The organism is Longispora sp. NPDC051575 (genome assembly GCF_040681875.1).
Lineage (GTDB): Bacteria > Actinomycetota > Actinomycetes > Mycobacteriales > Micromonosporaceae > Longispora.
This window is the reverse complement of the sequence record NZ_JBFAZP010000007.1, coordinates 241,517-267,639: the sequence shown is the minus strand read 5'-3', so window position 1 is coordinate 267,639 and position 26,123 is coordinate 241,517. Positions and strand designations below refer to the sequence as shown.

22 protein-coding genes are annotated in these 26,123 nt (G+C 73.5%); 11 read left to right on the top strand and 11 right to left on the bottom strand.

Annotated elements, in window-relative coordinates:
- Nucleotides 1-13: 13 nt before the first annotated feature.
- The gene (locus AB0M43_RS22055; protein ID WP_363727477.1) at nucleotides 14-1,930 is read right to left on the bottom strand and encodes a caspase family protein; all 1,917 of its coding nucleotides are present in this window, start codon (nucleotides 1,928-1,930) and stop codon (nucleotides 14-16) included.
- A 161-nt stretch (nucleotides 1,931-2,091) separates the two neighbouring features.
- On the opposite strand from AB0M43_RS22055, the gene AB0M43_RS22050 reads away from it, so the two are divergent.
- Genes AB0M43_RS22050 through AB0M43_RS22035 form a run of 4 tightly spaced genes read left to right on the top strand, consistent with a single transcriptional unit; the run spans nucleotide 2,092 to nucleotide 5,382 of the window.
- Nucleotides 2,092-3,186, top strand: a complete 1,095-nt coding sequence (locus AB0M43_RS22050; protein WP_363727475.1) for an ABC transporter ATP-binding protein — start codon at nucleotides 2,092-2,094, stop codon at nucleotides 3,184-3,186.
- The gene (locus tag AB0M43_RS22045) at nucleotides 3,183-3,812 is read left to right on the top strand and encodes an ABC transporter permease (RefSeq protein WP_363727473.1); all 630 of its coding nucleotides are present in this window, start codon (nucleotides 3,183-3,185) and stop codon (nucleotides 3,810-3,812) included. The genes AB0M43_RS22050 and AB0M43_RS22045 overlap by 4 nt, the downstream gene beginning before the upstream one ends.
- On the top strand, nucleotides 3,809-4,471 hold the full coding sequence (locus AB0M43_RS22040; protein ID WP_363727471.1) for an ABC transporter permease: 663 nt from the start codon (nucleotides 3,809-3,811) through the stop codon (nucleotides 4,469-4,471). The genes AB0M43_RS22045 and AB0M43_RS22040 overlap by 4 nt, the downstream gene beginning before the upstream one ends.
- Entirely contained in the window at nucleotides 4,471-5,382 is a 912-nt protein-coding gene (locus tag AB0M43_RS22035; protein ID WP_363727469.1) for an ABC transporter substrate-binding protein, read from the top strand. The genes AB0M43_RS22040 and AB0M43_RS22035 overlap by 1 nt, the downstream gene beginning before the upstream one ends.
- Nucleotides 5,383-5,448: 66 nt before the next feature.
- On the opposite strand, the gene AB0M43_RS22030 is transcribed toward AB0M43_RS22035, so the two are convergent.
- On the bottom strand, nucleotides 5,449-6,855 hold the full coding sequence (locus AB0M43_RS22030; RefSeq protein ID WP_363727467.1) for a GTP-binding protein: 1,407 nt from the start codon (nucleotides 6,853-6,855) through the stop codon (nucleotides 5,449-5,451).
- Nucleotides 6,856-6,921: 66 nt separating this feature from the next.
- Nucleotides 6,922-7,125 (bottom strand): hypothetical protein, encoded by a 204-nt coding sequence (locus AB0M43_RS22025; protein WP_363727465.1) that lies wholly within the window; start codon nucleotides 7,123-7,125, stop codon nucleotides 6,922-6,924.
- A gap of 291 nt (nucleotides 7,126-7,416) precedes the next feature.
- Between AB0M43_RS22025 and AB0M43_RS22020 the strand changes: the two genes are divergently transcribed.
- Nucleotides 7,417-7,926 (top strand): hypothetical protein, encoded by a 510-nt coding sequence (locus AB0M43_RS22020; protein ID WP_363727463.1) that lies wholly within the window; start codon nucleotides 7,417-7,419, stop codon nucleotides 7,924-7,926.
- On the opposite strand, the gene AB0M43_RS22015 is transcribed toward AB0M43_RS22020, so the two are convergent.
- On the bottom strand, nucleotides 7,923-8,363 hold the full coding sequence (locus AB0M43_RS22015) for a hypothetical protein (RefSeq protein ID WP_363727462.1): 441 nt from the start codon (nucleotides 8,361-8,363) through the stop codon (nucleotides 7,923-7,925). The genes AB0M43_RS22020 and AB0M43_RS22015 overlap by 4 nt on opposite strands.
- Nucleotides 8,364-8,450: 87 nt before the next feature.
- Here AB0M43_RS22015 and AB0M43_RS22010 point away from each other — a divergent pair, with 87 nt between their 5' ends.
- Nucleotides 8,451-11,558 carry a BTAD domain-containing putative transcriptional regulator gene (locus AB0M43_RS22010; protein ID WP_363727460.1) on the top strand — a complete coding sequence of 1,036 codons (3,108 nt, stop codon included), beginning with the start codon at nucleotides 8,451-8,453 and terminating at the stop codon, nucleotides 11,556-11,558.
- A 36-nt stretch (nucleotides 11,559-11,594) separates the two neighbouring features.
- Here AB0M43_RS22010 and AB0M43_RS22005 read toward each other — a convergent pair whose 3' ends face one another.
- Nucleotides 11,595-12,500 carry a bile acid:sodium symporter family protein gene (locus tag AB0M43_RS22005; RefSeq protein ID WP_363727458.1) on the bottom strand — a complete coding sequence of 302 codons (906 nt, stop codon included), beginning with the start codon at nucleotides 12,498-12,500 and terminating at the stop codon, nucleotides 11,595-11,597.
- 168 nt (nucleotides 12,501-12,668) lie between these two features.
- Between AB0M43_RS22005 and AB0M43_RS22000 the strand changes: the two genes are divergently transcribed.
- The 3 genes from AB0M43_RS22000 (at nucleotide 12,669) to AB0M43_RS21990 (ending at nucleotide 14,986) form a co-directional block, all read left to right on the top strand.
- Nucleotides 12,669-13,043, top strand: a complete 375-nt coding sequence (locus AB0M43_RS22000; RefSeq protein ID WP_363727456.1) for a peptidase inhibitor family I36 protein — start codon at nucleotides 12,669-12,671, stop codon at nucleotides 13,041-13,043.
- A gap of 139 nt (nucleotides 13,044-13,182) precedes the next feature.
- A complete protein-coding gene (lysA, locus tag AB0M43_RS21995) occupies nucleotides 13,183-14,523 on the top strand; it encodes a diaminopimelate decarboxylase (protein WP_363727454.1) in 1,341 nt (446 codons plus the stop codon).
- Entirely contained in the window at nucleotides 14,516-14,986 is a 471-nt protein-coding gene (locus AB0M43_RS21990; protein WP_363727452.1) for a hypothetical protein, read from the top strand. The genes lysA and AB0M43_RS21990 overlap by 8 nt, the downstream gene beginning before the upstream one ends.
- Before the next feature lie 50 nt (nucleotides 14,987-15,036).
- On the opposite strand, the gene chrA is transcribed toward AB0M43_RS21990, so the two are convergent.
- Nucleotides 15,037-16,179, bottom strand: a complete 1,143-nt coding sequence (gene chrA, locus AB0M43_RS21985; RefSeq protein ID WP_363727450.1) for a chromate efflux transporter — start codon at nucleotides 16,177-16,179, stop codon at nucleotides 15,037-15,039.
- 286 nt (nucleotides 16,180-16,465) lie between these two features.
- Entirely contained in the window at nucleotides 16,466-17,509 is a 1,044-nt protein-coding gene (locus tag AB0M43_RS21980; protein ID WP_363727448.1) for an alpha/beta hydrolase-fold protein, read from the bottom strand.
- A 35-nt stretch (nucleotides 17,510-17,544) separates the two neighbouring features.
- Here AB0M43_RS21980 and AB0M43_RS21975 point away from each other — a divergent pair, with 35 nt between their 5' ends.
- Nucleotides 17,545-18,123, top strand: a complete 579-nt coding sequence (locus tag AB0M43_RS21975; protein WP_363727446.1) for a TetR/AcrR family transcriptional regulator — start codon at nucleotides 17,545-17,547, stop codon at nucleotides 18,121-18,123.
- Between the two features lie 338 nt (nucleotides 18,124-18,461).
- On the opposite strand, the gene AB0M43_RS21970 is transcribed toward AB0M43_RS21975, so the two are convergent.
- The gene (locus AB0M43_RS21970; protein WP_363727444.1) at nucleotides 18,462-19,532 is read right to left on the bottom strand and encodes a fasciclin domain-containing protein; all 1,071 of its coding nucleotides are present in this window, start codon (nucleotides 19,530-19,532) and stop codon (nucleotides 18,462-18,464) included.
- Between the two features lie 248 nt (nucleotides 19,533-19,780).
- On the opposite strand from AB0M43_RS21970, the gene AB0M43_RS21965 reads away from it, so the two are divergent.
- Nucleotides 19,781-20,491 (top strand): M24 family metallopeptidase, encoded by a 711-nt coding sequence (locus tag AB0M43_RS21965; protein ID WP_363727442.1) that lies wholly within the window; start codon nucleotides 19,781-19,783, stop codon nucleotides 20,489-20,491.
- 49 nt (nucleotides 20,492-20,540) lie between these two features.
- Here AB0M43_RS21965 and AB0M43_RS21960 read toward each other — a convergent pair whose 3' ends face one another.
- The 3 genes from AB0M43_RS21960 to AB0M43_RS21950 form a co-directional block, all read right to left on the bottom strand.
- Nucleotides 20,541-24,071 carry a hypothetical protein gene (locus AB0M43_RS21960; RefSeq protein ID WP_363727440.1) on the bottom strand — a complete coding sequence of 1,177 codons (3,531 nt, stop codon included), beginning with the start codon at nucleotides 24,069-24,071 and terminating at the stop codon, nucleotides 20,541-20,543.
- Between the two features lie 221 nt (nucleotides 24,072-24,292).
- Nucleotides 24,293-25,360, bottom strand: a complete 1,068-nt coding sequence (locus AB0M43_RS21955; protein WP_363727438.1) for a hypothetical protein — start codon at nucleotides 25,358-25,360, stop codon at nucleotides 24,293-24,295.
- A 212-nt stretch (nucleotides 25,361-25,572) separates the two neighbouring features.
- A complete protein-coding gene (locus AB0M43_RS21950) occupies nucleotides 25,573-25,968 on the bottom strand; it encodes a DUF6326 family protein (RefSeq protein ID WP_363727436.1) in 396 nt (131 codons plus the stop codon).
- Between the last annotated feature and the right edge of the window lie 155 nt (nucleotides 25,969-26,123).

Genomic DNA, 26,123 nt, shown 5'->3' with positions numbered 1-26,123 from the left:
CGGACTCACGGACTCACGGGACGATCGTGCGCACCTCCACCGTCACCGTGCCCCAGTCGCCGACCCGCCCGCCGGCCGGCCCCGCGTCCCGGGTGCCGCCGAGCGCCCCCAGGTCCAGGTACCCCCCGATGGTGTTTCCTGGGTGTCTGCCCGCCTCCGCGAGTGCCGGCAGCTCGAACGGCCCCGGGTTGAGCGGCGTCTCCGAGACGATCAGCTTGAGCCAGTCGGTGGCGCGCGCCCCCGGCCGGAGCGCGCGCCCCGGGGGCAGGCTGAACGCGACCGCTTCGCCGTCGAGCACGGCGGCCCGGTGCGGGGCGGGCCCGACCCAGGCGCCGGGGAAGAGGCCGGCGTGGCTGCGGTACCGGTCGGTCAGGTCCAGCAGCACGCACCACAGTGGAGTGTCCGACCGGTTGACCAGGGACAGGTGGACCTGCGGGGGCCCGGCTCCCCGGTAGGCGAGGTGGACCGGCCGGTCCGGGGTCCAGGGCCGGGCGGGCGCGCCGGGGGCCGGGGCGGCGCACAGGTCGACGAGGCCGGCGAGCCGGGACCCGAGCGGGTTCTTCAGCGCGCGCAACTGCCGCCACCAGGCATAGTGTTCGAGCTGCCGGGCGACGTGCGCGGCGGGCCCGGGCGCGGCCAGAGCCCAACCCCGAAGATCCGTCAGCTGGTACGCGTGGGCGGTCCCCGTGATCCTCAGCTCGGCCTCGGATCTCCCCACGGGGCGTACGGACGGCGCCCAGCGGCCGATGGCGTCCACGAGCTCGGGGCTCTCGCCCACGTCGACGCGCAGCAGCGCGAGCGGCAGCCCCCGGAGGGTCACCGGATACGGCGTCCCTGTCTCCGGTTCCCAGCCCAGGGGTCGCACGAGCGACCGGTCGGGCTCCACGAGGTGGGCGCGCACCCGTCGTTGCGTGCTGTCCGTGCCGGGGATCGTCGGCGGCGGGTGGGGCGCGGAACCGGCGGGAGCCTGGTGGGGGCCGGCGGGATGGGCCGTGGGCGGGGTGCCCGGGGGGACGTGGACGGTGAACTCCGCGCCCCGGCCGTCGCGCGCCGGCTCCAGCCCGTGGCACAGTCCCCGGTCGACCTGCCAGCCGTCGGCCGAGTAGCGGAGGGTCGCCGGGGTCGGGGCGGTCGCGAGTACCCCGCCGAGGAAGGGCTGGTCGACGAGGGGGCTCAGCGGCGGGTACACGACGGGGGTCTGGCCGCTCCGGGGCCGGCCGGGCGCGGGGCGCCGCTCGATCCGGGCGGCCACGGCGGCGGTCAGGTCCCGGTACGACGCCCCGCCGAGCGTCCCGAGACTCGCCAGCAGCGCGTGGCTGAACCGCCCCCGGTACCCGCCGCCGTCGACCTCGTCCTCGAAGGCCAGTTGCAACTCCCCGCACGCCGCGAGCCGGACGTGCGAGTCGGGCGCGGGCGGGCGCGCCAGTACCCCCGGAAGAAGGTCCTCGGGCGACGCCGGGCCCGCTAGCCGGGGCAGCCCGCGCACCCGCTCCGTGACCTCCCGGGTCGCCCCGCCGGAGTGGCAGCAGTCGAGCACCGCGACGACGTGCGCGCCCCGCGCCGCGACCTCCCCGATCAGCAGGCCGAGCTCCTGGTCGAGCAGGTCCGGCACCGTACCGTCCGCGCTGTCCACCGTGACCAGACTCTGCGACTCCCCCGACGGTTCGAGGTGCTCGTACGCCCGGCGCACCGGCCGGGTCCGGCCGTGCCCGCTGAACCAGAACACGGCGCTGTCACCGGGGCCGGCCTGAGCGAGATGGCCGCGCCAGCCGTCGACCAGTGCCGCCCGGGTGGCGGCGGCGTCGAGCAGGATCCGCGGGTCGGCGGCCGGGGCGAGGAAGGCGGCGGCGGCACGGACGTCGGCGACGCAGCCCCGCAGCGGCGCCGCCGGGTAGGCGTCGATCCCGACGAGGAGCGCGTAGACGGCCACCAGCGGACGATACACACCCGCGCGACCCGGCTGCGGGCGCCAAACAGCGGCAAACCCGGACACCGCACGCGCATACCTGATCTACATACGGAACCTGCTTGGTCTTGTCACACCCTCCGAATACGATGAATCGTCTTGTTCACGGTCCCGGGGGGCGGGTCTTGATCCGATTCGAGCAGGTCACGAAGCGTTTCCCCGACGGTACGGTCGCCGTGTCCAACCTCGACCTCGATATCGACACCGGCAGGATCACCGTGCTGGTGGGTGCGTCCGGCTGCGGCAAGACCACCACCCTGCGCATGATCAACCGGATGATCGAGCCGACCGGCGGCCGGATCCTGATCGACGGCAAGGACGTGCAGGACTCCGACCCGCCGACCCTGCGCCGCCAGATCGGGTACGTGATCCAGCAGGCCGGCCTGTTCCCGCACCGCACCGTCGCCCGCAACATCGCGACCGTCCCGCTGCTGCTGGGCTGGTCGCGGAAGAAGGCGAAGGCCCGGGCCCTGGAGCTGTTGGAGCTGGTCGGGCTGCCGGCCGAGCACGCCAACCGGTATCCGCACCAGCTCTCCGGCGGGCAGCAGCAGCGGGTCGGGGTGGCCCGGGCGCTGGCCGCCGACCCGCCGGTGCTGCTGATGGACGAGCCGTTCAGCGCCGTCGACCCGGTGGTCCGCGCGGCCCTGCAGGACGAGTTGCTGGCCCTCCAGACCCACCTGCGCAAGACGATCGTGTTCGTCACGCACGACATCGACGAGGCGATCCGGCTGGGCGACAAGGTGGGGGTGTTCCGCCCGGGCGGCGGCCTCGTGCAGTACGACACGCCGGAGCGCCTGCTCGCCGCCCCGAAGGACGCGTACGTGGACGACTTCCTCGGCACCGACCGGGGCCTGCGCCGGCTGTCCACGGTGTCCGCGGCCGCGTTGACCCCCTCCGACGGCCCCGCTGTGACGGAACACACCCCCGTGGACCGGGCCCGGCAGCTCGCCACCCAGCACGACTCGGAGTGGCTGCTCGTCTGCGACCCGCACACCCACCCGCTGGGCTGGGCGAAGGCGGCGGACCTGCCGGGGACCGGTGACGTGTCCGGGGCGGCGGTGACGCCGGTCGGTCGGGTGTTCCGGCTGGACGCGGACTCGATGCGCGGCGCCCTGGACAGCGCCATCATGTCCCCGGCGGGCCTCGCGGTCGCCGTGGACGCCGACGGCCGGCTGGTGGGGACGGTCCCGCTGGCCACCATCCACGCGAGCACCCCGTGAACTGGCCCTGGGTCCTCGACCACCTCGGCTACTTCGGCGACCTGCTCCTCGAACACCTGTCGATGGCCGTCCCGCCCGTGCTCTACGGCCTGCTGATCGCGCTGCCCCTGGGCGTGGCGTGTGCCCGCTGGCCCCGGCTGTACGGGGTGGTCCTCGCCGCCACCAGCGCGCTGTACGCGCTGCCGTCCCTGGCCCTGTTCATCTTCATGCTCGACTTCACGGGCCTCACGATCACCACCGTGATCGCCCCCCTCACCGTGTACACGCTGTCGGTGCTGGTCCGCAACGTGGTCGACGGGCTGCGCGGCGTGCCCGAGTCGGTGCGCCAGTCGGCGGTGGCGATGGGCTTCGGCGCGGTGCGCCGGCTGCTCCAGATCGAGCTGCCGATCGCCCTGCCGGTGGTGATCGCGGGCCTGCGGGTCGCGACGGTGTCCAACATCAGCCTGGTGTCGGTGGGCGCGCTGATCGGGTTCGGCGGGCTGGGCAAGCTGTTCACCGACGGTCTGCAGCGCGCGTTCCTGACCCCGATCCTCGTCGGCATCGTGCTGACCGTCGTGCTGGCGCTGGTCGCCGACACCCTGCTGGTCCTGACCCAGCGGTTGCTGACCCCGTGGAGCCGTCGATGAGGATCTTCAGCGTCGCCTGGCACTGGTTCGGGCAGCCGGAACAGTGGACGGGGTCCGACGGCATCCCCAACCGGCTCCTCGAACACCTCTACTACACCTCGCTGTCCCTGCTGATCGCCGCCGCCGTGGCCATCCCGCTGGGCCTGCTGATCGGGCACACCAACCGGGGCGGCTTCCTCGTGGTGAACCTGTCGAACGCGGCCCGCGCGCTGCCCACGGCCGGCGTGCTGGTGCTCGTCGTGACCCTGAGCGGGATCGGCCTGCTGCCGGTGATCGTGGCCCTGGTGGTGCTGGCGATCCCGTCGATCCTGGTGAACACCTACGCCGGGGTGCGCCAGGTGCCCAGGGAGACGGTCGACGCGGCCCGGGGCATGGGCATGCGCGGCGGCCAGGTGCTGTGGCAGGTGGAGACGCCGCTGGCCATGCCCCTGATCATGACCGGGCTGCGCACCGCCGCCATCCAGATCGTGTCCACGGCCACCGTCGCCGCCTACGTGGGGCTCGGCGGGCTCGGCCGCTACATCTTCGACGGTCTCGCGCGCCGCGACTACCCCGCCCTTGTCGGCGGCGCCGTGATCGTCGTGGGGCTGGCCCTCGGTACCGAGGGCGCCTTCGTCGCGGTGAGAAGCCTCATCGCGAAAAGAACACAAGGAGAGTAATGGTCCGCAACATGCGCGGCGCCGTCCTGACGCTGCTCGCACTCTTCGCGCTCGCCGCCTGCGGCGGGAACACCGACAACCCGGTCGACAACAGCGGCAAGCCGGCTGACAACGGCACCGTCATCGTCGGCTCGGCGAACTTCACGGAGAACGTCCTGCTCGCCGAGATCTACGCGGCGGCGCTGGAGGCCAAGGGCGTCAAGGTCGAGCGCAAGCTCAACATCGGCAGCCGCGAGGTCATCTACAAGCAGCTGGAGTCCGGTGGGCTGTCGGTGCTGCCGGAGTACAACGGGGCGCTGCTGTCCTACCTCGACAAGACCAACGCGGCGGCCACCACCGCCGAGGTGAACACGGCGCTGAAGGGCAAGCTCCCGGCGGCCGTCGAGCTCCTCGACTCGGCCAAGGCCGAGGACAAGGACTCGGTGACGGTCACGAAGGAGACGGCCACCAAGTACAACCTGAAGTCGATCGCGGATCTGGGCCCCGTCGCCAAGGACCTCGTGATCGGCGGCCCGCCGGAGTTCAAGACCCGCCGGCAGGGCATCGTCGGCCTCAAGGAGGTCTACGGCCTGGAGTTCAAGGACTTCCGGTCGCTCGACGTCGCCGGCCCGGTCACCGTCTCGGCCCTGAAGAAGGGCGACATCCAGGCGGCGAACCTGTTCAGCACCGACCCGGCGCTCGAGGTCAACGACTTCGTCGCGCTGGACGACCCGAAGGCGCTGTTCGGCGCCCAGAACGTGACGCCGATCGTGAACAAGGCGGTGGGCGAGAAGGCCCGCACCGTCCTGAACTCGATCGCGCCGAAGCTCGACACCGCGACCCTCACCCAGCTGATGCGCAAGGTGTCGGTCGACAAGCAGGACCCGGACAAGGTCGCCAAGGAGTGGCTGAAGTCCGTCGGCCTGGCGTAGGTCCGACGCGGAGGGCCCTTCTCCGGAGGGGCCCTCCGCCATGTCCGGCCGCGCGGATCGAACCCCTCAGGACTCGTCGGGTACCGCGTACTCGAAGCACTCCGCGAACGGGTCCACGAGTACCCGCCAGCCGTCCTCCCCCTCGGAGAGTTCCGCGTCGGTGAGCAGGCACGACGCGAGCGTGCGGTGCAGGGCGGCGACGTCGAGCCCGAGGCCGACGAAGGCGAGTTCGGTCCGCCGGTCGCCGTAGTACGGGTTCCAGTCGGCGGCGGCGAGCGCCCGGCGCTGCGGGCTGACCCGGGCCCACCGGTCTTCGGGCAGCGCGTCGAGCCACGGCCCGTGCGCGCCGATCGACAGCCCGCCGCCCGCCGACTCCCAGACCAGGGCCAGGTCGGGCCGGGTGGCGATCCAGCAGTGCCCCCGGGTCCGCAGCGCCTGGTCGGTCACCGGCCCGAGCGCGTCGTTGAGCCGGTCGGGATGGAACGGCCGCCGGCTCCGGAACACGGTGCCCGTCACCCCGTGCTCGGTGTAGTCGGCCCCGACCGGCAGCCCCTCCAGCCCCCGCGCGACCGTGCCCGGGGCGGTGAGGTCGTGCCGGCCGGTCCGGAGCAGGCCCGCTCCCCCGGGTTCCTGGAGGAGGCGGGCCCACGGGGCCAGCCCGCGCAGGACTGCGGCGGCGGTGAGGACCAGGTCGTCGGGGGCGTCCGGGGCGGCGCAGAGGACGACGGTGTCCGCGTACTCGACCTGGCGGGCGATCACCTCCGCGAGGGTGCGGTGGTCGCCGGGGCCGGCGGCGAGGCCGTGGTCGGCGAGGTCGTCGGTGGTGCCGAGGTCGGCGAGCAGGAGCTCGGGGTCCACGGCGGTGATGACGGAGCGGACGGTGACGGTGGGGGCGTCGGGCGCGCCCGGGGCGGAGCCGGCCGGCGGATCGGCCGGCCCGGCGCCGGGGCGCGGCACGACGGTGACGGAGGGCGGCTCGGACACGATCGAATGGAGCACCGGCTGATCGGGCGGCGTGGGCGGGTCCGCAGGCAGGGGCTCGGGTGCGTCCGGTGCCCCCGCCGAGGGCGGTATCGCCGGCGAAGGCGGCGTCCCGGGCATGAACGGCGCGGGGTGCCAGCGGGCGATGGCCTCGGCGACCGGTTCGGGTTCGACGGCCTCCGGGAGGGCCAGGAGCAGCGGCCGGCCCGGGTACGCGCCCGCGAGCCGGACCAGCGCGGCCGGCGTGGCGTCCCGCACGGTGCAGGCGGAGCACCCGTACCGCAGCGGCACGGCCTCGACCTCCACGATCCCGGCGGCGTCGTACACGATCCGGCGCACGACGCCCGCCCCGACGTCCGTCAGGTCGTGGGCGACGACGAGCAGCGTCGGGTCCGCGTCGGTGAGCAGCGCGGACACGGCGACGGTGGCACGGGAGCGCAGGCCGGCCAGCAGCGTGACCGGGGCGCGATGGCTGTCGGTTTCAGGCGTCACCCCGCCCACGCTATATGGAAACGATTTTCATTTCAACTAGTACGCCGAACCCGACGGCCGGGCGCCTCACATCGGCCGGTGCGGGAACAGCGTCGCCGCCCTGGTCTCCGCGTCCACCCGGACGTCCTCGGCGCTGACCTCGGCCCCGTACCCGTCGTCCATCCCGTCGATCGCGTCGTCGCCGGGATGGCGCAGGCGCGCGTCGTCCTCGGCGGGTACCGAACCGTCGGCCAGCGGCTCGTTCTTGTCACCCTGCTGACGGTGTGACATGACCTGCCCCTCTCCTGGAACCGGCCGGATGACCGGCTCCCCGCCGCCTACCCGGAAGGCCCGATCCCGAACCACCCGCGCCGGCACCCGGGCGCCGGCGCGGGCCGGGGAGGTCGCGGTCGCGGCGGGGGCGCCTCGGCCCCGCCCGGAAACTCCCCCGCCGAGCCGTGTCGCCCTGTCTAGGCTGGGACGCATGCCCGCCGCCCTCCTGTACCGCGCCGCCCCGGACCGGGCGGTCAACCCCGACCTGGATCCGGCCCGGCTGGTGGCGCCGTTGCTCGGGGTGGCGGCGTGACCGGTTGGGAGGCGTGGCGGCAGGACGACAACGGGAACCGGTACCGGATCGGGGTGTTCGACGACCGGGTCGCCGCGCTCGCCCGGACCCTGGAGCTGGAGTCCGGCACGCCGCACAAGCAGCTCTACTGGGTGTCCGGCCCGCCCGGGCCCACCGTCCCCGACCGGGCGGCCGCGCGGGACCGGGGCGTGGCGGCGGCGCGGGAGGCGGGGTGCGCGGCGGCGCGGTACCGGTCAGCGTTGGTTCTGGTCGGGAAGACCGTGGCCGGGCCGCCCGAGCTCGACCTGGACACGGTGGCGGCGGTGTTCGTCGCGGCAGCCCGGGTCGCCACCCCCACGGGAGAGGTCAGCGCGGGAAAGGCCAGCGCGGGAGAGGGCTGCGCGGGAGAGGGCTGCGCGGCGGAGTGGCTGGCCCGCGCCACCGCCGCCTGGTCGGGGGCCGCGCCGGTGAGCCGGGGCGAGTTCGCCCAGCTCACCGGCCCGGATCAGAGCGGGCTCGCAGACTAGAGGACGTACGCCGTCGTCCAGTGCTCCGCGACGACGTACTGGTTCTGCTGCGGCGACCAGTAGTGGATCTTCCCCCAGGTGAACCGGTTGGACGGCACGGTCGGGTACGCCGCGAAGGCCGTGCAGAACCTCGACGCGCCCGCCGGGACCCACGCGTTGATGAAGCAGGAGTTGAACGCGCCCAGGTCACTGGACACCTCCAGCCGCTGGACGAACTGGCTCGTGGTCGCGGACTTGTTCGTGACCCACACCGTGCTGTCCAGGGTGTCCTGGCCACCCGTGGCGCAGACCTTCAGGCTCAGGTTCGTGTTGGCGGGCAGGACCCAGTAGGTGCAGTTGTTCAGGGAGGTGGCCTGGGCGGGGGCGGCGGGCAGGACGGTCGCGGTGAGGCCTGCGGCGGTGAGGGCGAGGCCGGCGAAGAGCTGGGAGATTCTCATGGGTACGAGCCTCCTCGGCGACCTCACAGTGGACTCTCGGTCCGGTCACAGTGGGCTGTCGGGCCCCGGACATGGTGCAATGCGGGCATGAACGCATTCGGGACCACGCCCACCGCGCCGGTGACAGTGCTCGTGGCCGCCGCCGGATACGGGAAGTCGACCCTGGTCGCCCGTTGGGGTCGCACCCTGCCCGTCCGGCCGGTGGCGGTCGGGGACCTGGCGGACCTGGCGGACGACCGGGTGCTGTACGTGCTGGAGGACGTGCCGGCCGGGTTCCGGCTGCCCGAACCGGTGCTCGCCCGGGCGGAGCTGTGGACGGCCGCGCGCCTGGTCCTGACCGGCCGGCACCGGATCGCCGTGCCGGCCCGGTGGCGCGGGCGGGGCGTCGTCGGCGAGATCGGCCCCGCGCACCTCGCCCTGAACGGCGCCCGGGCCGAGCGGCTGCTCCGCGAACGGCACCGGGTCGCCCCCGACGGCCTGGTCGGGTACACCGGGGGCTGGCCGGCGCTGCTGCACCTGGCGGGGGCGGCGCGCGCCACCGGGGACGACCCGCAGCCGGCGGTGACCGAGTATCTCGTGGCGGAGGTGCTGGCGGCGTTGCCCGGTGCGGTGCGACGGCTGTTGCGGACCGCCGCGTACCTGCCGACCCTCGACGGGCTGCCCGCCGGTCTCGTGGAGCAGCTCGGTGCGCTGGGCCTGGTCCGGGGCGAGGAGCTCGTGCCCGCCGTCGGCGCGGCCGTGCGCGCGTGGCGGCCCCTGGCCGGGCCGGTGCTGCGGGAGACCCTGGTGGGCGCCGCGACCGGCTACCAGGCCACCGGGGACCACCGAGCGGCCGTGCGCTGCCTGCTCGACGCGGGTGCGGCCGCCGACGCGGCCCGGCTGCTCGCGGTCCATGGCGAAGGGCTGATCGCCGGCGGGTACGCGGACCTGGTCGTCGAGGGGCTCCGCGCGCTGCCCATGACCGGGAACGGGCCGGACGACGCGTTCTCCGCCGCCGGGGACGGGTTCGCGGCGCCCGGAGGCGGGCCGGCGTCCTCCGCCCCGGAAGGCGGTCCGGTCGCCCCAGGAGGCGACCCCGACGACGCGCGGACCCCCTCGGGCGGCACGCCGCCCGCCCCGGACGGCACGCCTTCCGACGCGGGCGCCGGGTCCGTCGTACCCGACGGCGGGTTGTGGCTCCTGCTCGGGGAGGCGCTGCAGGTCACCGGGGACAGCGACGCCGCGTCGGCCGTCTACCGGACGCTCGCCGGTTCCGCGGCGACGCTGCCGGCCCGGCTGGCCTGGCGGGCCGGGGTCGTCGAGTACCTGCGGGGCAAGCCGCGCGCGGCCCTCGACTACTTCGAACGCGGCACCCCGGGACCCGACTCCGACGGGGCCGTCCTGCTGGGCTGGACCGCCGCGGCCCGTTGGATGCTCGGCGACCCGGACGGCTGCGGGCGGCTCGCCGAGGAGGCCATGGCCACCGCGACGGCCCTCGGCGACGACGCCGCGCTGGCCGCCGCGCACATCGCCCAGGCCCTGCACCGCACGCTGACCGGGGACCGGACCGCGCGGCAACGGCACTACGACCGGGCGCTGCGGCACGCCGAGGCGGCCGGCGACGTCGTGCAGGTGACCCGGGTCCGGGCGAACATCGCGGGCTCGCTGCACCAGGAGGGCCGGTACGCCGACGCGCTGGCCGAGGTGCGCCCGGCGGTCCGGCTCGCCGAGCGGACCGGGTACGCGGCGATGCTGGCCCTGGCGCTGTGCAACCGGGGCGAGATCCTGGTGCGCCTCGGCTACCTGGACGAGGCGGACGGCGACTACACCCGCGCGGCGGCCCTGTACCAGCGGATGGGTTCCCGCAAGGTCGCCTACGCGCTGACCGGCACCGCGAACCTGCACCGGCTGCGGGGCCGCACGGCGGTGGCCCGCGCCGCGTACGAGGAGGCCGCCCGGATCGCCGGCGCCGACGCGGACCTCCAGGGCCTGCTCCCGGCCCTGGTGGGGCTGGCCCGCACGGCGGCGGCGGACGACCCGGCGGGGGCCTCGGCGGCGGCCCGGCGGGCGCTGGAGGAGGCGGGCGCGGGGCCCGGGGCGGCGATGGCGTACCTGGCGGTCGGCGAGGTGGCCCTGGCCGCCGGGGACCGGACGGCGGCGGCCGAGGCGGCCCGGACCGCCGCCGAGCACGCCCGCCGGCACAGCGACATCGCCGCGCTGGCCGAGGCGCTCGAACTGGCCGGCGACGCGGGCGCCACCCCGGCCGCCGCGCGCCGGTCCTACGGCGAGGCGCAGCGCACCTGGCGCGACGCCGGGGCCAGCATGGACACCGACCGGGTCACCGCCGTCCTGGGCCAGCTCCCCGGCGTGGACGCCACGGCCCGCACCGAGGGCCGGGTCGCCGCGGGCCGGCTGGCCGCCCTCGGGGTGTCGGCGGCCCGCTGGTCGGGCGGGCGCGGCGACGACCCGGTGGCGGTGCGGACCCTCGGCTACTTCGAGGTACTGGTCGACGGCGAGCCCGTACCCGTCTCCGGTTGGCAGTCCCGCAAGGCCCGGGACCTGCTCCGGCTGCTCGTGGCCCGCCGGGGCCGCGCGGTCCCCCGCGACGAGCTCGCCGAACTCCTCTGGCCCGGCGGGGACGACGGGGACAGGCGGGCCCACCGGCTCACCGTGGCCCTGTCCATCCTGCGCACCGTCCTGGACCCGCGCAGACGGGTCGGCCCCGACTGGTACGTGCGGGGCGACTCCGGCGGCGTCGCGCTCGACCTGTCGCACCTCGACATCGACGTGGAGGGCTTCGTGGACACCGCCGAGCACGGCCTGCGGCTGACCACCCGGGACCCGGCGGACCCGGCCGGCCTGGAGCTGCTGGCCAACGCCGAGCGGTCCTACCCCGGGGACTTCCTCGCCGACGAGCCCTACGACGACTGGTCGGCCCCGCTGCGCGACTACGCCCGCTCCCTGTTCATCCAGGTCGAACGGGCGCTGGCCGGGGCGGCGCGGACCAGCGGGGACACCGACGGCGCGGTCCGGGCCCTGCTGCGCCTCCTGGAGGCCGACCCGTACGACTCCGCCGCCCACGAGCTGCACATCGGCCTGCTGACCGGCGTGGGCCGCTACGGCGAGGCGGGCCGGGCGTTCAGCCGGTACGCGACGGCGATGACGGCGCTCGGCCTGCCCGCCGACGGGGTACTGGCCCCGCCGGTGGCGCGCTGACGGCGGGGCCAGTACCCCTCTGATGGTTCTCGGGGGTCAGGCCCGGTCGGCGGTCACCGGCCGGCCGGTGGGCTCCGTCGCCGCCCGCACCCGGCGGGAGACGAGGAGGCCGAAGATCGCGGCGGTGAAGAACATGACGAAGCCGTAGGTCACCGACGGGATCGCCATCTTCGGGTTGTCCAGCAGCGCCGGGCTCATCGCGATGGCGATGGTCAGCGAGGCGTTGTGCAGCCCGATCTCGAACGCCGACGCGATCGACTCCCGCTCGCCGACCCGCAGCAGGCGCGGGCCGAAGTACCCGATCAGCATGCTGAACAGGTTGAACGCCACCACCACGACGATGATCTGCGGCAGCGTGTCGATGATCTCCTTGCCGAGGCCGCTGATCACGCTGCCGATCAGCAGGAGCAGCACCACCACCGACAGGATCTTGACCGGCCGCTCCATCCGGGTGGCGAACCCGGTGAACCGCGCACGGATCGCCATCCCGATCGCGATCGGGATCAGCACCACGGCGAACACCTGGATCACCTTGTCGAACTGGAGCCCGAGCGAACTGTCCGAGCCCAGGAACCCCGCCACCGACAGGTTCACGATCACCGGCAGCGTGAACAGCGCCAGCACCGAGTTCACCGCGGTCAACGAGATGTTGAGCGCCAGGTCGCCCTTGAACAGGTGGCTGTACAGACTGGCCGTGCTGCCGCCCGGCGAGGCCGCGAGCAGCATCATGCCGATCGCCAACTCGGGGCGCAGGTCGAAGAGGACCACCAGGCCCAGGCAGATCGCGGGCAGGATCAGCATCTGGGACACGAGGCAGACGACCATCGCCTTGGGGTACCGCACGACGCGGCGGAAGTCCTCGAGGGTCAGGGTCAGGCCCAGTCCGAGCATGATGATGGCGACGGCTATCGGGAAAAGTACAACTAATGCACCGTTACTCATGGCCACTCGTTCCGTCGAGTCGATAGAAGTTCATGGATTGTCACACCGCTGAACTCCGAGGTCTTCTCGGGAATTGCGCAGTCACCGGGGCGGCCGGTGGCGGGAGGACGGACACCTGTCGGCTGTGCCTGAAGGCGTTTTGAAGGCGCGGCTGCCTACCGTCGCGTCATGAGAAGAATTCTGACGCTCGGCGCCACGATCGCCCTGGGACTCTCGACGATGTTCGCGGCGACGCCCGCGCAGGCGGCGGCCACGGGCTACGACCGCTGCCCTCAGGGCTACCTGTGCCTGTTCTCCGACAACGACGGGAACGGCACCATGGCGTACTTCAAGTTCGGCTCCCCCGACCTGCGCGGACAGAGCATGGACAACCGTGCGAGTTCGTTCGCGAACCGGTCCGGCCAGGGGTTCTCCGCCTACCTGGACTACAACTACCAGAACTGCGTGCTCGGCCTCAACGCCTACTACACGGCGGGCGAGAACCTGTACCACTGGTGGAACGCCGACAACACCTTCAGCTCCGTCAAGGCCGGGAGCTGCTGACCTCCGGGTCCGGGTGAGAACCGATTTCCGGGTACCGGGGGGGGAAGGCGTCAAGGCCGCGTCAAGAATCGGGGGCCGGCCGTAGGGATCGCGTATCGGCCCCTCCCGGGACGGGGCGCGGCGGGTTGACGATCGGTCCGTGACCCTCACCGACATCCTCCCGTCCCTGCGTTCCTCGCTCCCGTCCCACCCGCACCCGGAGATCTGGCCGGTCAGCACCACGGCCGGCGTGCGCGGCGAGGTCGCCGTCGGCGGGGTCTCCCTGACCGACCTGGCCGACCGGTACGGCACGCCGGCCTACGTGCTCGACGAGACCGACGTCCGGCACCGGTGCGCCGCCTACGACCGGGCGTTCGGGGCCGGCAACGTCGTCTACGCGGCCAAGGCCCTCACCTGCCGGGCACTGCTGCGCTGGATCGCGTCGGAAGGGCTGGGGCTCGCCGTGTACTCCGCCGGCCAGCTCGCCGCCGCCCGCTCCGTGGACTTCCCCGCCGAACGGGTCGTGCTGCACGGCGACGCCAAGACCACCGCCGACCTCGACGCCGCCCTCGACTACGGGGTCGGCAGGATCGTCATCGAGTCCCCGTCCGAGATCGCCCGGATCGCCGCCGCCGCCCGCCCCGACGGCCAACGGGTCCTCGTCCGGGTCCTGCCCGAGGAGCTCGGCTACCCGGAGTGTGCCGCCCTGCCGGCTCCGTCCGACCGGGACAGGTTCGGGCTGCCCGCCGCCGAGCTCGACGACCTCGTCGGCCGGATCGTCGCCCAGCAACGGCTCCGGCTCGTCGGCCTCGACATCTACCTCGGTTCCCAACTCAGCCGGTTCGGACCGGCGGAGCGGGCGATCCGCCACCTCGTCGTACTCCTCGACGAACTCCGCCGCCGGCACGGCGTGACCCTCACCGAACTCAACATCGGCGGCGGACACGCCGTCGCCCACGTGCACGGCGAGGCGGAACTGGCCCTCGACGCGTTCGCCGTCCGGGTCCGCACCGTCCTGCACGCCGCGTGCCTGCGCCTCGACGTCCCCGAGCCCCGGCTCATGGTCACCCCCGGCCGGGCGGTCGTCGCCCGCGCCGGGGTCGCCGTGTACCGGGTGCTCGCCGTGCGCCGCACCGCCGACGGGCACCAGCTCGCCGCCGTCGACGGTGGACTCAGCGACAACCCCCGCCCCGCCCTGTACGGCGCCCGCTACACCGCCACGCTCCTCGGACGCGCCGGGACGGCGACCCGCCCCACGACCGTCGTCGGCCGGCACGACGAGGTCGGCGACGTGCTCGTGCGCGACACCCCGCTCAGCTCCGACCTGCGCCCCGGGGACCTGATCGCCGTGCCCGCCTCCGGCGCCTACCAGTACGCGATGGCGTCGAACTACAACCTGGTCACCCGGCCACCGCTGATCGGCGTGCGCGACGGCGAAGCCCGGGTCCTGGTCCGCGCCGAGACCCTCGCCGACCTGCTGGGACGTGACGTGGATGCGTGAACTCCTCCTCGCGCTCGCCCTCGCGGCGACGCTCCTCGGCCTCGCGGTGTGGCGCGGGCACCGCTCCCGCACCCCGCCCGCCGCCCGCGCGGTGCTCGACCCCGCCGTGCGCCGGCTCGTCACCCGCGCGGCCACCGGCGGCACGGTCCGGATCGTGGTCGGCGCCCCGGCACCCGACGGGCTGTCGCTCACGTTCAGCCCGGTCGCCGCCGACGAGCCCCGGGTGTACGCCGGGAACGGCGCCCTGCGCGTCTACGGACCGCCGGACGCGGCTACCGTCGCCGCCGTGCTCCTGGCGATCCGCGACGAGACCGGCATCCTCCCGCACGCCCACTTCCCGGGTACCGGACACGGCCTGGTCCGGCGGCTGGTCACCGGTGGCGGGACCGCGCCGGTCACGCGGGTGGTGCTCCGCCGCGCAGAACCCGATCCGCGCCGTCGTCCGGTGGTGCACGTCGGCTGACACCGTCGGCGCCCAGCGGTGCGGCCGTTGTCCGGCGTGCATCGGGGGTTTCAGAGACCGACGACGACCGCGAGGGCGCCCAGGACGGCGGCGGAGACCAGGGCGGTGACGACGCCGCGTCGGAACACCAGCAGCCACACCGCCGCCGCCACGGTGACGGCGAACTGCCACCACTCGGTGAGGGTCCAGGCGAGGGGGATGGCGGAGCCGGCGATCGCGCCGATGGTGGCGGCGCCCGCGCCGGTGAGGAACGTCCGGATCCTCGGGTTCGCGCGCAGCCGGTCGAAGTGGCGGGCCCCGGCGAGCACGAACACGAACGACGGCGCGAACGCGACCAGCGCGGCCAGCAGTCCGCCGCCGACGCCGGCCGCCGCGTAGCCGACGACGGCCACGGTCTGCACGACCGGACCGGGGGTGATCTGGCCGAGGGCGACGGCGTAGAGGAACTCCTGACCGGTCATCCAGTGGTGGGTGTCCACGGCGTCGGCGCGCATCAGGGGGATGATCACGAACCCGCCGCCGTAGGACAGCGCCCCGACCTTCAACGCCGTCCAGCACAACGCCACCAACCCGGACCCCGCCCCCAGCCCGACCGCGAGCGGCAGGGCGGCCGGGCGGTGCCGGGGCGGGCCGAGGCGGGTGACGGTCTCGATCGCGCCGCAGGCGAGGAGGACCAGGACGAGCCACGGTCCGGTGATCGCGGCGGCGGTCCCGCCCGCCAGGACGTAGGCCGCCCAGCGGGCCAGCGCCGGGCGGTGAGGGCCGGCGCGTTTCCAGCTCGCGGGCACCAGGCCGGCCGCGGCGTGCACGGCCACCGCCGGGACAGCGGCTCCGGCGCCCGCCGCCGCGCCGAGGACCGGGGCGGCGGGGTGCCCGGACAGCAGGAACGCCGCCAGGCCGAGGATGACCACCAGGCCCGGGGCGATGAAACACACGCCGGCCAGCAGCCCGCCGGCCACGCCGCGCAGGCGCCAGCCGCAGTAGATGGCCAGCTGGGTCGACGCGGGCCCGGGAAGGAGGTTCGTGGCGGCGATGCCGTCCTCGAACTCCCGGTCGGAGATCCAGCCCCGGCGCCGCACGCACAACTGCCGCAGGAGGGCGATGTGCGCGGGCGGTCCGCCGAACCCGAGACACCCCAGGCGCAGCCACTGCCCGGCGATCACCCGCAACGGCACCGCCCCGACCTCGGTCACCACGCACCCGCCGGGCGACCTGCGAGCGGGGTACCGACGGGCGAGGAGCGCATCCGGTGATCCAACGCGGGCGGCCGCCGCGTCGTCAACCCACCGGGCATGAACAGTGGGAACTCGGCGGCCGATCGCGCGTCCGGGGGCGGCCCACACGCTGTCGGGCTGTGGGTGGCGCCGGCAGGGATCGGCACCGCCGTCGGTGACACCGTCGTGTCGACCGTCCCGTCCCTGTCCGCGCGGGCCGTCGGCGTGCCGAAGGTGTGGCCGATCAGGAGGCGGGGTCCGCTGTTCAGAGTGCGCCTGCCAGCGTGATCAGCCCGTCGGCGATGCCGCCCCGCCAGCAGGCCATGTCGTGCCCGCCCTCGTACTCGCGGTACCGGACGGCCCCACCGGCGCCGGCGACGATGCCGTGGAACTCCCGTGCGGCGGCGAGCAGTTCGCCCTCCCGGGTGCCGACCTCGACGAAGAACGGGACGGTCGGCGGGGACTTCCGGTACCGGTCGAGGATGTCCGCCCCGCTCAACCCGCCGTCGGAGCCCGGCCACCACAGCGCCGGGGACTGGGCGATCGCCCCGGCGAACCGGCCCGGATACCGGTCGGCCAGGTGGGTGACCGCGATCGCGCCGAGGCTCTGGCCGGCGAGGAGGACCGGCCCCGACGGCGCCGCCCACGGCAGCAGCCCGTCGAGGACGAACGGGTCGAGGACCTCGGGCCGGGTCAGACGCGCCCAGCGTGCCGGGCCGCGACCGCACTCCACCAGGAACAACGCCAGCGGGGGTACCCGGCCCTCGAAGATCAGGTTGTCCACTGTCGCCGCGAGGTCGACGCCGAGCCAGCTCGCGCCGTCGAAGACCACCATCGCGGGGAGTACCCGTCCGGGACGGTGGCCGGGCGGGAGGTAGCGGTGCACGACCTCGCCCGCCACCTCGTGCCGGGTGAGCGCGCCGGCCGGCACCCCCGGTCGCCGGTCCCGCCAGGGCTGGGGCGGGGCGGCCGGCAGTTCGAGGACCGAGGCGGGGCCGGGGTTGCCGAAGATGTTGCCGGCGGCCAGGACCAGGGGAGCCGCCGGGTCGGGCACGCCGGCCGCGCGGATCCGGGCCCACCGTTCCTCGTCCGGGGCCGGATCGGGGCCGCCGTCGGGGAGCGGACAGATCTGGTACGACGTCCGCAGGTCCGCCGGCAGGCCCAGCCGCAGCGTCCAGCCGTCCGGGGCGCGGCGCATCCAGTACGGGCCGAGGTCGCCGGCCTCGTAGGCGTCGTCCGTCAGGGCGGTCAGGCGCACCAGCACCGCGCTGGCGCTCCCCGCCCACGCGACATCGACATCCACCGACATGGGTACCTCCTTGTTGAGCCGGCTATGTTCGTAACATGAAACAACCGGTCTCATCCAGGAGTACCCTCCTCGACACCGCCACAGCTCTCCTGCGCGAGCGGGGCTGGTCCGCGCTCAGTCTCGACACGATCGCCGAGCGGGCCGGCGTCTCCCGAGCCACGGTCTGGCGCGCCGGCCTGACCCGCACCGCCGTCGAACGCGTCCTCCGCCAGCGCCTCGCCGACGACTACCGCGAGCTGATGTGGGCCCCGCTCACCGGCCCCGGCCCCGGCGACCAGCGGCTCGCCGCCGCGCTGATGGCCCTGTGCGCGGTCGCCGAACGCAACCTGCCGCTGCTCGCCCACACCGATACGGCCTTCCACGGGCCGGACCTCGACGCCGCCGGGATCGAACTCGACTTCTTCGGGCCCTGGATGCGGATCCTCGAACTCGCCGCCGCCGACGGCAGCCTGCCGGCACCCGCGGACCCGTACACCTTCGTCGGGATCCTCAGCAACGCCGTGCTGCTGACCTACGTCCACCTGCGCGCCCACCACGCCGAGCCCGGCGACACCGCCGAGGACACCGCCCGCCAGGTCGTCGCCCTGCTCGCGCAGGGGTACCTACCCCGCTGACCGACCGGGACCGGGCGGACCCCCGGACGGGGCGGTCCCCCGAGCCGGGCGGATCCCGGGGCCGGGCGGGTAGCCCGGGGCCGAGCGGGTAGCCCGGGGCCGAGCGGGTAGCCCGGGGCCGAGCGGGTAGCCCGGGGCCGAGCGGGTAGCCCGACCACTCGGGTCCCCGGACCGCACGGACCCCGGACGCTCCGACAGCTCCGGGCGGCTCACCGTGACCAGCACGCACACGGCGCCCCGCCGGTGGGCTGCCGCCCGACGTCCGGTGCGGGACGCACGGAAGCGGGTGGCCAGGAAGGGAGTACTACCCTGGCCACCCGCGGTACTCGTGACAGCGACTACGCCGGCATCAGGACCGTGTCGATGATGTAGACGGTGGCGTTGGCGGTCTGCACGTTGCCGCAGACGACCTTGGCGCCGGTGCCGACCGTGAAGTCGGTGCCGCTGCCGGCGACCTTCAGGTCACCGCCCTGCAGGGTCTTGTACGGGCCGGCGGTGCCGAGCTTGTCCGGGGTGATCTTCTGGCCGACGACGTGGTAGGTCAGGATCTTGGTGAGCAGTTCCTTGTTCGCGAGCACCGCGTCGAGGTCCGCCTTGGGGAGCTTGGCGAACGCGTCGTTGGTCGGCGCGAACACGGTCACGTCCTTGGCGCCGTTGAGGGTGTCGACGAGCCCGGCGGCCTTGACCGCCGCGACCAGGGTGGACAGGGCCGGGTTGTTGCTGGCCGCCGTGGCGACCGGGTCCTTGGCCATGCCCGCGAAGCTGCCCGCGCCGTCCTTCGGCACCGCGCTACAACCCGCGCCGAACTGGGCGGCCGTCTTGGTGGCGGCCGGCGGCATCAGGACGGTGTCGACGATGTAGACGGTGGCGTTGGCGGTCTGCACGTTGCCGCACACGACCTTCGAGCCGGCGCCGATCGTGAAGTCGCTGCCGCTGCCCGAGGCCTTGAGGTCGTCACCCTCGAGCGTCTTGTACGGGCCGGCGGTGCCGAGCTTGTCCGGGCCGATCTTCTGTCCGACGACGTGGTAGGTCAGGATCTTCGACAGCTGCTCCTTGTCGGCGAGCACCGCGTCGAGGTCCGCCTTCGGGATCTTGGCGAACGCGTCGTTGGTCGGCGCGAACACCGTGATGTCCTTCGCCGCGTTCAGCGTGTCGACCAGGCCGGCCGCCTTGACCGCCGCGACGAGCGTGGACAGCACCGGGTTGTTGCTGGCCGCCGTGGCGACCGGGTCCTTGGCCATGCCGTCGAAGCTGCCGGCGCCGTCCTTGGGCACGGCACCGCAGGCGGCGCCGAACGTACCCATCGAGTTGCCGTCCTTCGTGTCGTCACCCCCACACGCGGCCAGAGAGAACATGAGCGGCATGGCCACCGCGACCGCCGCGAGGCGGACAGCACGACTGCGGAACATGATGGAACTCCTTCACCAGGTGGAAACACTCAGACGGTCAGGGCCTCAGCGCTGTCGCCGGCCCAGCAAGACCGCGGAAAGGGTTCGATGTCGGGATGAAAGAGTTCAACCTGACGAACAACCCTTCATGCGGCATTCGGTACCAGTGGGAAGCCGGATGGGTCAGTTCTCAGAAAATCCGCGCGGGCTTCCGCCGACAGCCGTGAGCGCCTCGGGCGGCACGCGTCGGAGCCGGATAGTGTGCGGCGGTGGATGACGAGACGCGGCGCGTTGCCCGACTGCTGGATGCGCAGGTCAGGGCGGCGGAGTTGTTCGACGAGGTCGGTCGGCGCGGCCTGATCGCGGCGGGGCGCGGCGAGCGGGAGGTCAGCGACCGGATCCGGGATCTGGCGCACGAACTGTTCGGGGTCGACCGGTACTGGCACAAGCGGATCGTGCGCGCGGGGCCGAACACGTTGCAGCCGTACCGGGAGAACCCGCCGGACCGGCTGATCACGGCCGACGACATCGTGTTCTGCGACTTCGGGCCGGTGTTCCAGGAGTGGGAGGCCGACTTCGCCCGGACGTACGTGCTCGGCGACGACCCGGTGAAACACCGCCTGCTCGGGGACCTGCCCGTGGTCTTCGACGCCGGTCGCCGCTACTTCGACGCCCACCCGGACATCACCGGCGCGCAACTGTTCACCGAGATCCTCCGGCTGACCGCCGAGGCCGGGTGGGAGTTCGGCGGGCCGCACGCGGGGCACCTGGTCGGCGAGTTCCCGCACGAACGGATCAACGGCGACGAGGTCACGTACTACATCACGCCCGGTAGCGACCAGCCGATGCGGCGGCGGGACCGGTCCGGGCGGCCGTGCCACTGGATCCTCGAGATCCACCTCGTGGACCCGGTGCGCGGGTTCGGCGGCTTCCACGAGGAACTCCTCGACCTCGGCCAGCCGCCGACGGCACCCGCGTGAGGTGATCCCGGGATCCGGCCCGCGGCGCGGAGCCGGACCCCGGGATCGGTCAGCCCGTGGTGCGGTGCCGGTCCCAGAGCGGGGTGCCGTCGGCGGCGTAGACCACCACGTTGCCGTCGTTCTGCACGGCCACGAGATGGGCGGCCTGGGGGTGACCGCCCGTGGCGGTGTCCCAGACCGGGTCGCCGTACGGGCCGTACATCACCAGGTTGCCGTCGTACTGCATCACCAACCGGGAACCGGGGTGGTTGGTCGTCTGACTGCTCCACACGGGCTGGTCGTCCGGGCCGTACTCGACCAGGTTCCCGTCGGACCGCATCGCCAGCCGGTACCGGCCGTCGGGGGACCGCATGGTCCAGTTCGGCCTGAGCACCTGACCGGCGAACAGCTCCGCGCCGAGCCGGTCGCTCGCCCACCGCACCGTGTTCGACGGGTCCGTCAGCACCAGCTCGCCCCGGTCCCGCACCGTCAGCGCGTGCCCGCCGGTCGGTTGGCCGCCCGTGCCCGAGTTCCACAGCACGGCGCCCGTGGCCGAGTACAGCACCAGGTTGCCGTCGTACTGCACGACCAGTTTCGCGCCCGGGTTGCCCGGGGTCCGGGAGTCCCACTGGGCGGTGCCGTCCGGGCCGAACCGGACCAGGTTGCCGTCCCCGAGCAGGTACAGGCAGCCCCGGTTGTGGGCCGCGCACAGCGACCAGCCCGACTCCAGGACGGAACCCGCCGGGAGCGTGTCGTTGCGGGTGCCGTTGGCCCAGAGCGCCGAGCCGCCGCCGGGCGCGTACACCACCAGGTTCGCGTCGCCCTGGAGCGCCAGCACGTACTCCCCGTCGGCGTGGCCGCCGGTGCCGGAGTGCCAGAGCACGGCGCCCGCAGCGGAGTAGACCACCAGGTTGCCGTCGCGTTGCAGCACGGCCTTGGCCCCGGGGTTGCCGGCCGTGCCCGTCGACCACAGCTCCCGGCCACCGGCGGCGTACTCCACCAGGTTGCCGTCGGCCCGCATCAGCAGCTGGTACTGACGGTTCGGGGTCCGGACCTCCATGCCCGCGGTGAGCACCTGCCCCGCCGGGAGGGTGCCGCCGGCCGCCCAGCCGAAGCCCTCCGTGCCCCGGCTCGCCGGCAGGGCGTCGAACACCCGGGTCGGTACGCGGGTGACCAGCGCCGACCAGTTGTCGCCGTACCCGGAGGAGACGACCTCGTCGGCGCCGCCGAACACGAACCGTTTCCCGCCGGACATCTCCGCGACCCCGGTCGTGGCCGCCCCGTTCGACCAGCCCTGGATGAGCACCCGGTCCCGCAGCGTCGCCGACAGGCCCCTGACCACCCGGACCGGCAGGCTCACCACATCCGTCCACGCGTAGCCCAGCGAGAGGAACTCCTGCTCGCTGGCGATCGGTATCCGCGAACCGCCCGCGACCAGGAACACCGAGTTCGGGTTCACGCCGTCCTCGGCCCTCGCGTTCGGCGCCCGGACCACGGTGCCGTTCGCCGGCAACGTCGACAGGCCCCCGACCACCCGTGGTGGCACCCGCACCACGTCCGGCCAGGTGTGACCGAGGCCGAGGAACTCCGCCTCCGTGTCCATCGGCACCCGGGCCCCGCCCGCCACCACGAACACCGAACGCGGATCGATCCCCGGGGCGGCCTCCGAGGCCTGTACCGGGGTGCCGGACCTGATCCGGGTCGGCACCGTCAGCGCCACCCGGACCGGGATCCGCACCACCTGTCCCCAGGTGTAGCCCAGCGCGAGGAACTCCCGCTCGCTCGCGATCGGCACCCGCGCCCCGCCGACGACGAGGAACACCGACGCCGGATCGATGCCGTCGGCGGGCCTGGCGTCCGGGGCGCGGAACACCGTCCGGTCGCCGATCCGCGCCGGGAGCTGCTCGTACGCCCGCGACGGGATCACCCGCACCCGGGCGGCCCAGTCCGTGCCGTGCCCGGTGTCGACCACCTCCTGCGGGCTGTCGAACCTCACCCGCGCGCCGCCGGCCATCACCGCCACCGAGGAGCCACCGGCGCCCCGCAGCAGGGTGCCGTCCCCCGGCACGTCGGGGATCATGGTGAAGGCACGGGACGGGATGGGATGGATCTTCGACGACCAGTCCGCGCCGAAGCCGGAGTCGATCACCTCCTGCGGGTTCGCGAAGTTCACCCGCGCCCCGCCGACCATCATCGCCACCGGGGTCGGACCGCCCGCGCCGAGTCCCTGGACCAGGGTGCCGTCCGGCGGGATGTTCGCCCGCAACGCGTTGAACGCCCTAGTCGGAATGGGGCGGATCTTCGACGACCAGTCGGCGCCGTACCCGGCGTCGATCACCTCCTGCGGGTTCGCGAAGTTGATCCGCGCCCCCGCCGCGAACATCGCCACCGGCGTCGGCCCGTCACCGCCCAGTCCCTGGACCAGGGTGCCGTCGGCCGGCAATTCCCCCAGCCCGTTGAACGACCACGTCGACACCTTCGTCACCGTCGCGGCCCAGTCCGTGCCGTGGCCAGTGTCGATCACCTCTTGGGGGGTGGCGAAGTGGATCCGCGCGCCACCGACCGTCATCGCGACCTGGGTTCCCACGCCGCCGTCGAAACCCTGGATCAGATGACCATCGACGGGTACGGCGTTCATGTGGTCCCGGCCGTCGATCGACCAGTCGGAGACCTTCGGCGGGGTACCGCAGTTGATCGGCGCCGCGCAGCTCGACTGCCACAGCGGGGCGCCGCCCACGAACAGGTACACCCTGCCCCGCTGGTCCACGGCCGAGGAGCCGTCGCGGGGTACCGCCGGACCCGCGTCCACCACCGCCTGCTTCGTCGGGCGCGACTCGGGTAGACAGATCCCGCCGTCGCACGTCGCCTGCCAGACCGGCGCGCCGCCGACCATCTTGTAGATCCGCCTGGTGTCGGTGGTGTGCAGCACCGTGCCGTCCGCCAACCCGTACACGGAGGTCACCGGTTGTGGGGTCGGCGGCTTCGGCGGGGTCACCGATCCACCACCGGGCGGCCCGGGGCGCCACTGGGGGCCCGAGCCGTGGTACCGGGCGTTGTAGCCGTGCGACTTGGGCGCCTCGATCCAGTACGTCAACGCGTTGAGCGCCCCGAGCACGGTGCCGTTCGCGCACCCGGCGGGCTGCCACTGCCGGGTGTAGGTCGCGTGGTAGTTGAAGAACCCGTAGGCCACGTCGAGGGTCTTGCCGGCCGGCACCATGTACTGCCGGGACATCTGACCGCTGAACGTCATCTTCTGGGTGAACTTGTTGCCGTAGTCGCCCTTCAGCTTGAGGATCGCGAACTCCAGTCCGACGCCCCCGGAGTACGTGACCTCCTCGGACACCTCCTCCGTGAACGAGTCCTGCTGCGTGTAGGTCACCGGGGTGTCCAGCGCCACCGTCGTCTGCGTGTTGCCCTTGGCGCGGAAGACCTCGAAGCTGAGCTGGGGAACGAGGGTCCAGTCGGTCAGCCGGCAGTTGTCGATCGGCGGCAGGCCCCAGCCCGGATCCGCGCTCGCGGCACCCGGAGCCCCGGCCACGGCGCCGGACAGGGCCCCGGCCGCCAGCACCGCGCCGAGCACGGCTCTCAACAGGGCGCGCATCAGTCGATCCATATTTTTGTCGGCTTCGCACGAGCTTGGTACGACATTGAAACTCCAGTGCACTAGATTCGGTGAGTCGCGTCGATGCTCACGCAGGGCACCTTCATCTCGCCTTCATCCAGTTCTTTCGCACCACGGCCACGAGCCGGGCGGCGAACCCGCAGGGTGCCAGCCGCGCTCGTGGGCGGCTCGGGACCGACCGGCCCGGATGGCGGTACCCGTCAGCTCGCCGGGTCGGGTCGTCGTTCGGCCCCGCGCGCCCGGATCGGCAGCGCCGCCAGCACCACGGTGCCCACCGCCAACATGCCGAGCACGATCACCACGGCCCCGACCACGGGAAACACCTGGGCCATCGACAGGACCATGGCCGGCACCACGGCGAAGTACTCGAAGGACGACCATGTCAGGTCGGCGAGCAGGGCATTGACCATGAACCTGACCTGCAACAGGTCGGCGAGGGCCATCAGGATCAGCACGGGCGTGGCGCACAGGACCGTGGCCACCCGCACCCTCCTGACCTGCCGGCGATGGCGCTGCATGACCCACATCGTCAGCGCCCAGCCGCCCAGCGCGCCCGCGAACAGTCCGCCGACGGTGACCGCGGTGAGCGCGGGCAGGTCCCGTTCGAGGCGCAGCCGCACCGCCGGCGAGCCGGAGTCGCTCCGGAACCGGACGAGCGACAGCGACAGGCCGTCCTTGCGGGCGTCGAGGCGCAGGGTGCCGTCGTCCTGGACGGTGAGGTCGCCGACCTGCCAGCCGTCAGCGCGCAGCCGGGTCCGGGCGTCCTCGGCCACCGAGGGGAGCAGGCCGTCGGGCGGCCAGTAGGACACCGTCACGTGGTCGACGCCCCGGTTCTCCTCGAACGGGTCGTCGAAGGTGACGACCGGGTCCCCGCCGGACGTCCAGGGCTCGGGGCAGTAGTAGGTGCACGCGACGACGGGGCTGTTCTCGTTGACCGGCGCCCGCCCCGTCGCGAGCAGGGCCACGGCGACGGCCTCCTCCTCGCTGGGGGTCGCCGCCGGGGCCGTGTACGCGACCGCCGCGACCGCCGAGCCGGCGAAGGCGAGGAACACCACGGCGATCGCGGCGAGGTACACGTGGTGCGGGCCGGCCGGCGGCAGGAACCGGCAGCGCAGCCCCCGGCCGAGGACGCCGAGCGCGTCGCCCCAGGACGGGCGGCGGCCGGAACCGTCGAGCAGGGTGCTGAGCATCTCGGGGCCGTGTTCCTGGCGGTACCAGTTCGGATAGGCCCACAGGAGGCGCCGGTACCGGCCGCGCGGCACGTCCACGGCTCAGACCGCCGGGGACGGGGTGGGGCCTTCGGGCGACGCGGCCCACGCCACGGCGTACCCGTGAAAGTGTTGTCCTGTCAGGATGGCGGAGGTGGGCTCCCGGGTGCTCATGCCGCCGAAGCTACTGACCGACAGTATATGAAGTCAAGAAGACTATCGATGTACCGAAAACCCGGCAGCTCGCCCCTGCCGCCGCGTGGGGGGGCCGGCTATGCGGCGCGGCGCGGCCAGGTCCAGGCGGAACGCAGGACGAAGGCCAGGAGCAGCACCTCGAGTCCGATGGAGAGGGCGTAGAAGTAGGCGTAGGTCGACGTCTCCCCCGTCGCGTTGAACAACGAGACGGGGATGTAGAGCGTCGCCACGACGAGGTTGACGACGCGGTTGACCCGGGCGGGCAGTGTCGCGGAGAGCATCACCATGAGGCTCGGGACGGCGATCAGGGTGAGCCCGATGGCGATGAACGTGGGTCCGGTGTCGAACTCGTGGACGACGCCGGACCGGATCTCGTCGATGGCACCGGGCTTGTAGAGGTGCAGGTAGTCGACGTAGATGTAGAGGAACATGAAGCTGGTCCACGCCGCCGCGAGTCTGGCCCTCACGGACATGCGCGAATCTTCCAGCGTGCTCAGGGACGGTGCGGTGTGGGACTGGGACGTACTCATCACGATGCTCCTTGGCTGGATCAGGCGAGTGGTTCCACCCTCCCGGACGCCGGCGGCGGGCACATCAGCCCCGGAACCGGGTCCGACCTGGTCATTGG

Excerpts from the sequence above, each read along its gene's own strand:
- AB0M43_RS22040 (WP_363727471.1), top strand. The coding sequence starts at position 3,809 with ATGAGGATCTTCAGCGTCGCCTGGCACTGGTTCGGGCAGCCGGAACAG.
- AB0M43_RS22035 (WP_363727469.1), top strand. The coding sequence starts at position 4,471 with ATGGTCCGCAACATGCGCGGCGCCGTCCTGACGCTGCTCGCACTCTTC.
- AB0M43_RS22025 (WP_363727465.1), bottom strand. The coding sequence starts at position 7,125 with ATGTCACACCGTCAGCAGGGTGACAAGAACGAGCCGCTGGCCGACGGT.
- AB0M43_RS22015 (WP_363727462.1), bottom strand. The coding sequence starts at position 8,363 with ATGAGAATCTCCCAGCTCTTCGCCGGCCTCGCCCTCACCGCCGCAGGC.
- AB0M43_RS22010 (WP_363727460.1), top strand. The coding sequence starts at position 8,451 with ATGAACGCATTCGGGACCACGCCCACCGCGCCGGTGACAGTGCTCGTG.
- AB0M43_RS22005 (WP_363727458.1), bottom strand. The coding sequence starts at position 12,500 with ATGAGTAACGGTGCATTAGTTGTACTTTTCCCGATAGCCGTCGCCATC.
- AB0M43_RS22000 (WP_363727456.1), top strand. The coding sequence starts at position 12,669 with ATGAGAAGAATTCTGACGCTCGGCGCCACGATCGCCCTGGGACTCTCG.
- AB0M43_RS21990 (WP_363727452.1), top strand. The coding sequence starts at position 14,516 with ATGCGTGAACTCCTCCTCGCGCTCGCCCTCGCGGCGACGCTCCTCGGC.
- AB0M43_RS21980 (WP_363727448.1), bottom strand. The coding sequence starts at position 17,509 with ATGTCGGTGGATGTCGATGTCGCGTGGGCGGGGAGCGCCAGCGCGGTG.
- AB0M43_RS21975 (WP_363727446.1), top strand. The coding sequence starts at position 17,545 with ATGAAACAACCGGTCTCATCCAGGAGTACCCTCCTCGACACCGCCACA.
- AB0M43_RS21970 (WP_363727444.1), bottom strand. The coding sequence starts at position 19,532 with ATGTTCCGCAGTCGTGCTGTCCGCCTCGCGGCGGTCGCGGTGGCCATG.
- AB0M43_RS21960 (WP_363727440.1), bottom strand. The coding sequence starts at position 24,071 with ATGCGCGCCCTGTTGAGAGCCGTGCTCGGCGCGGTGCTGGCGGCCGGG.
- AB0M43_RS21950 (WP_363727436.1), bottom strand. The coding sequence starts at position 25,968 with ATGTCCGTGAGGGCCAGACTCGCGGCGGCGTGGACCAGCTTCATGTTC.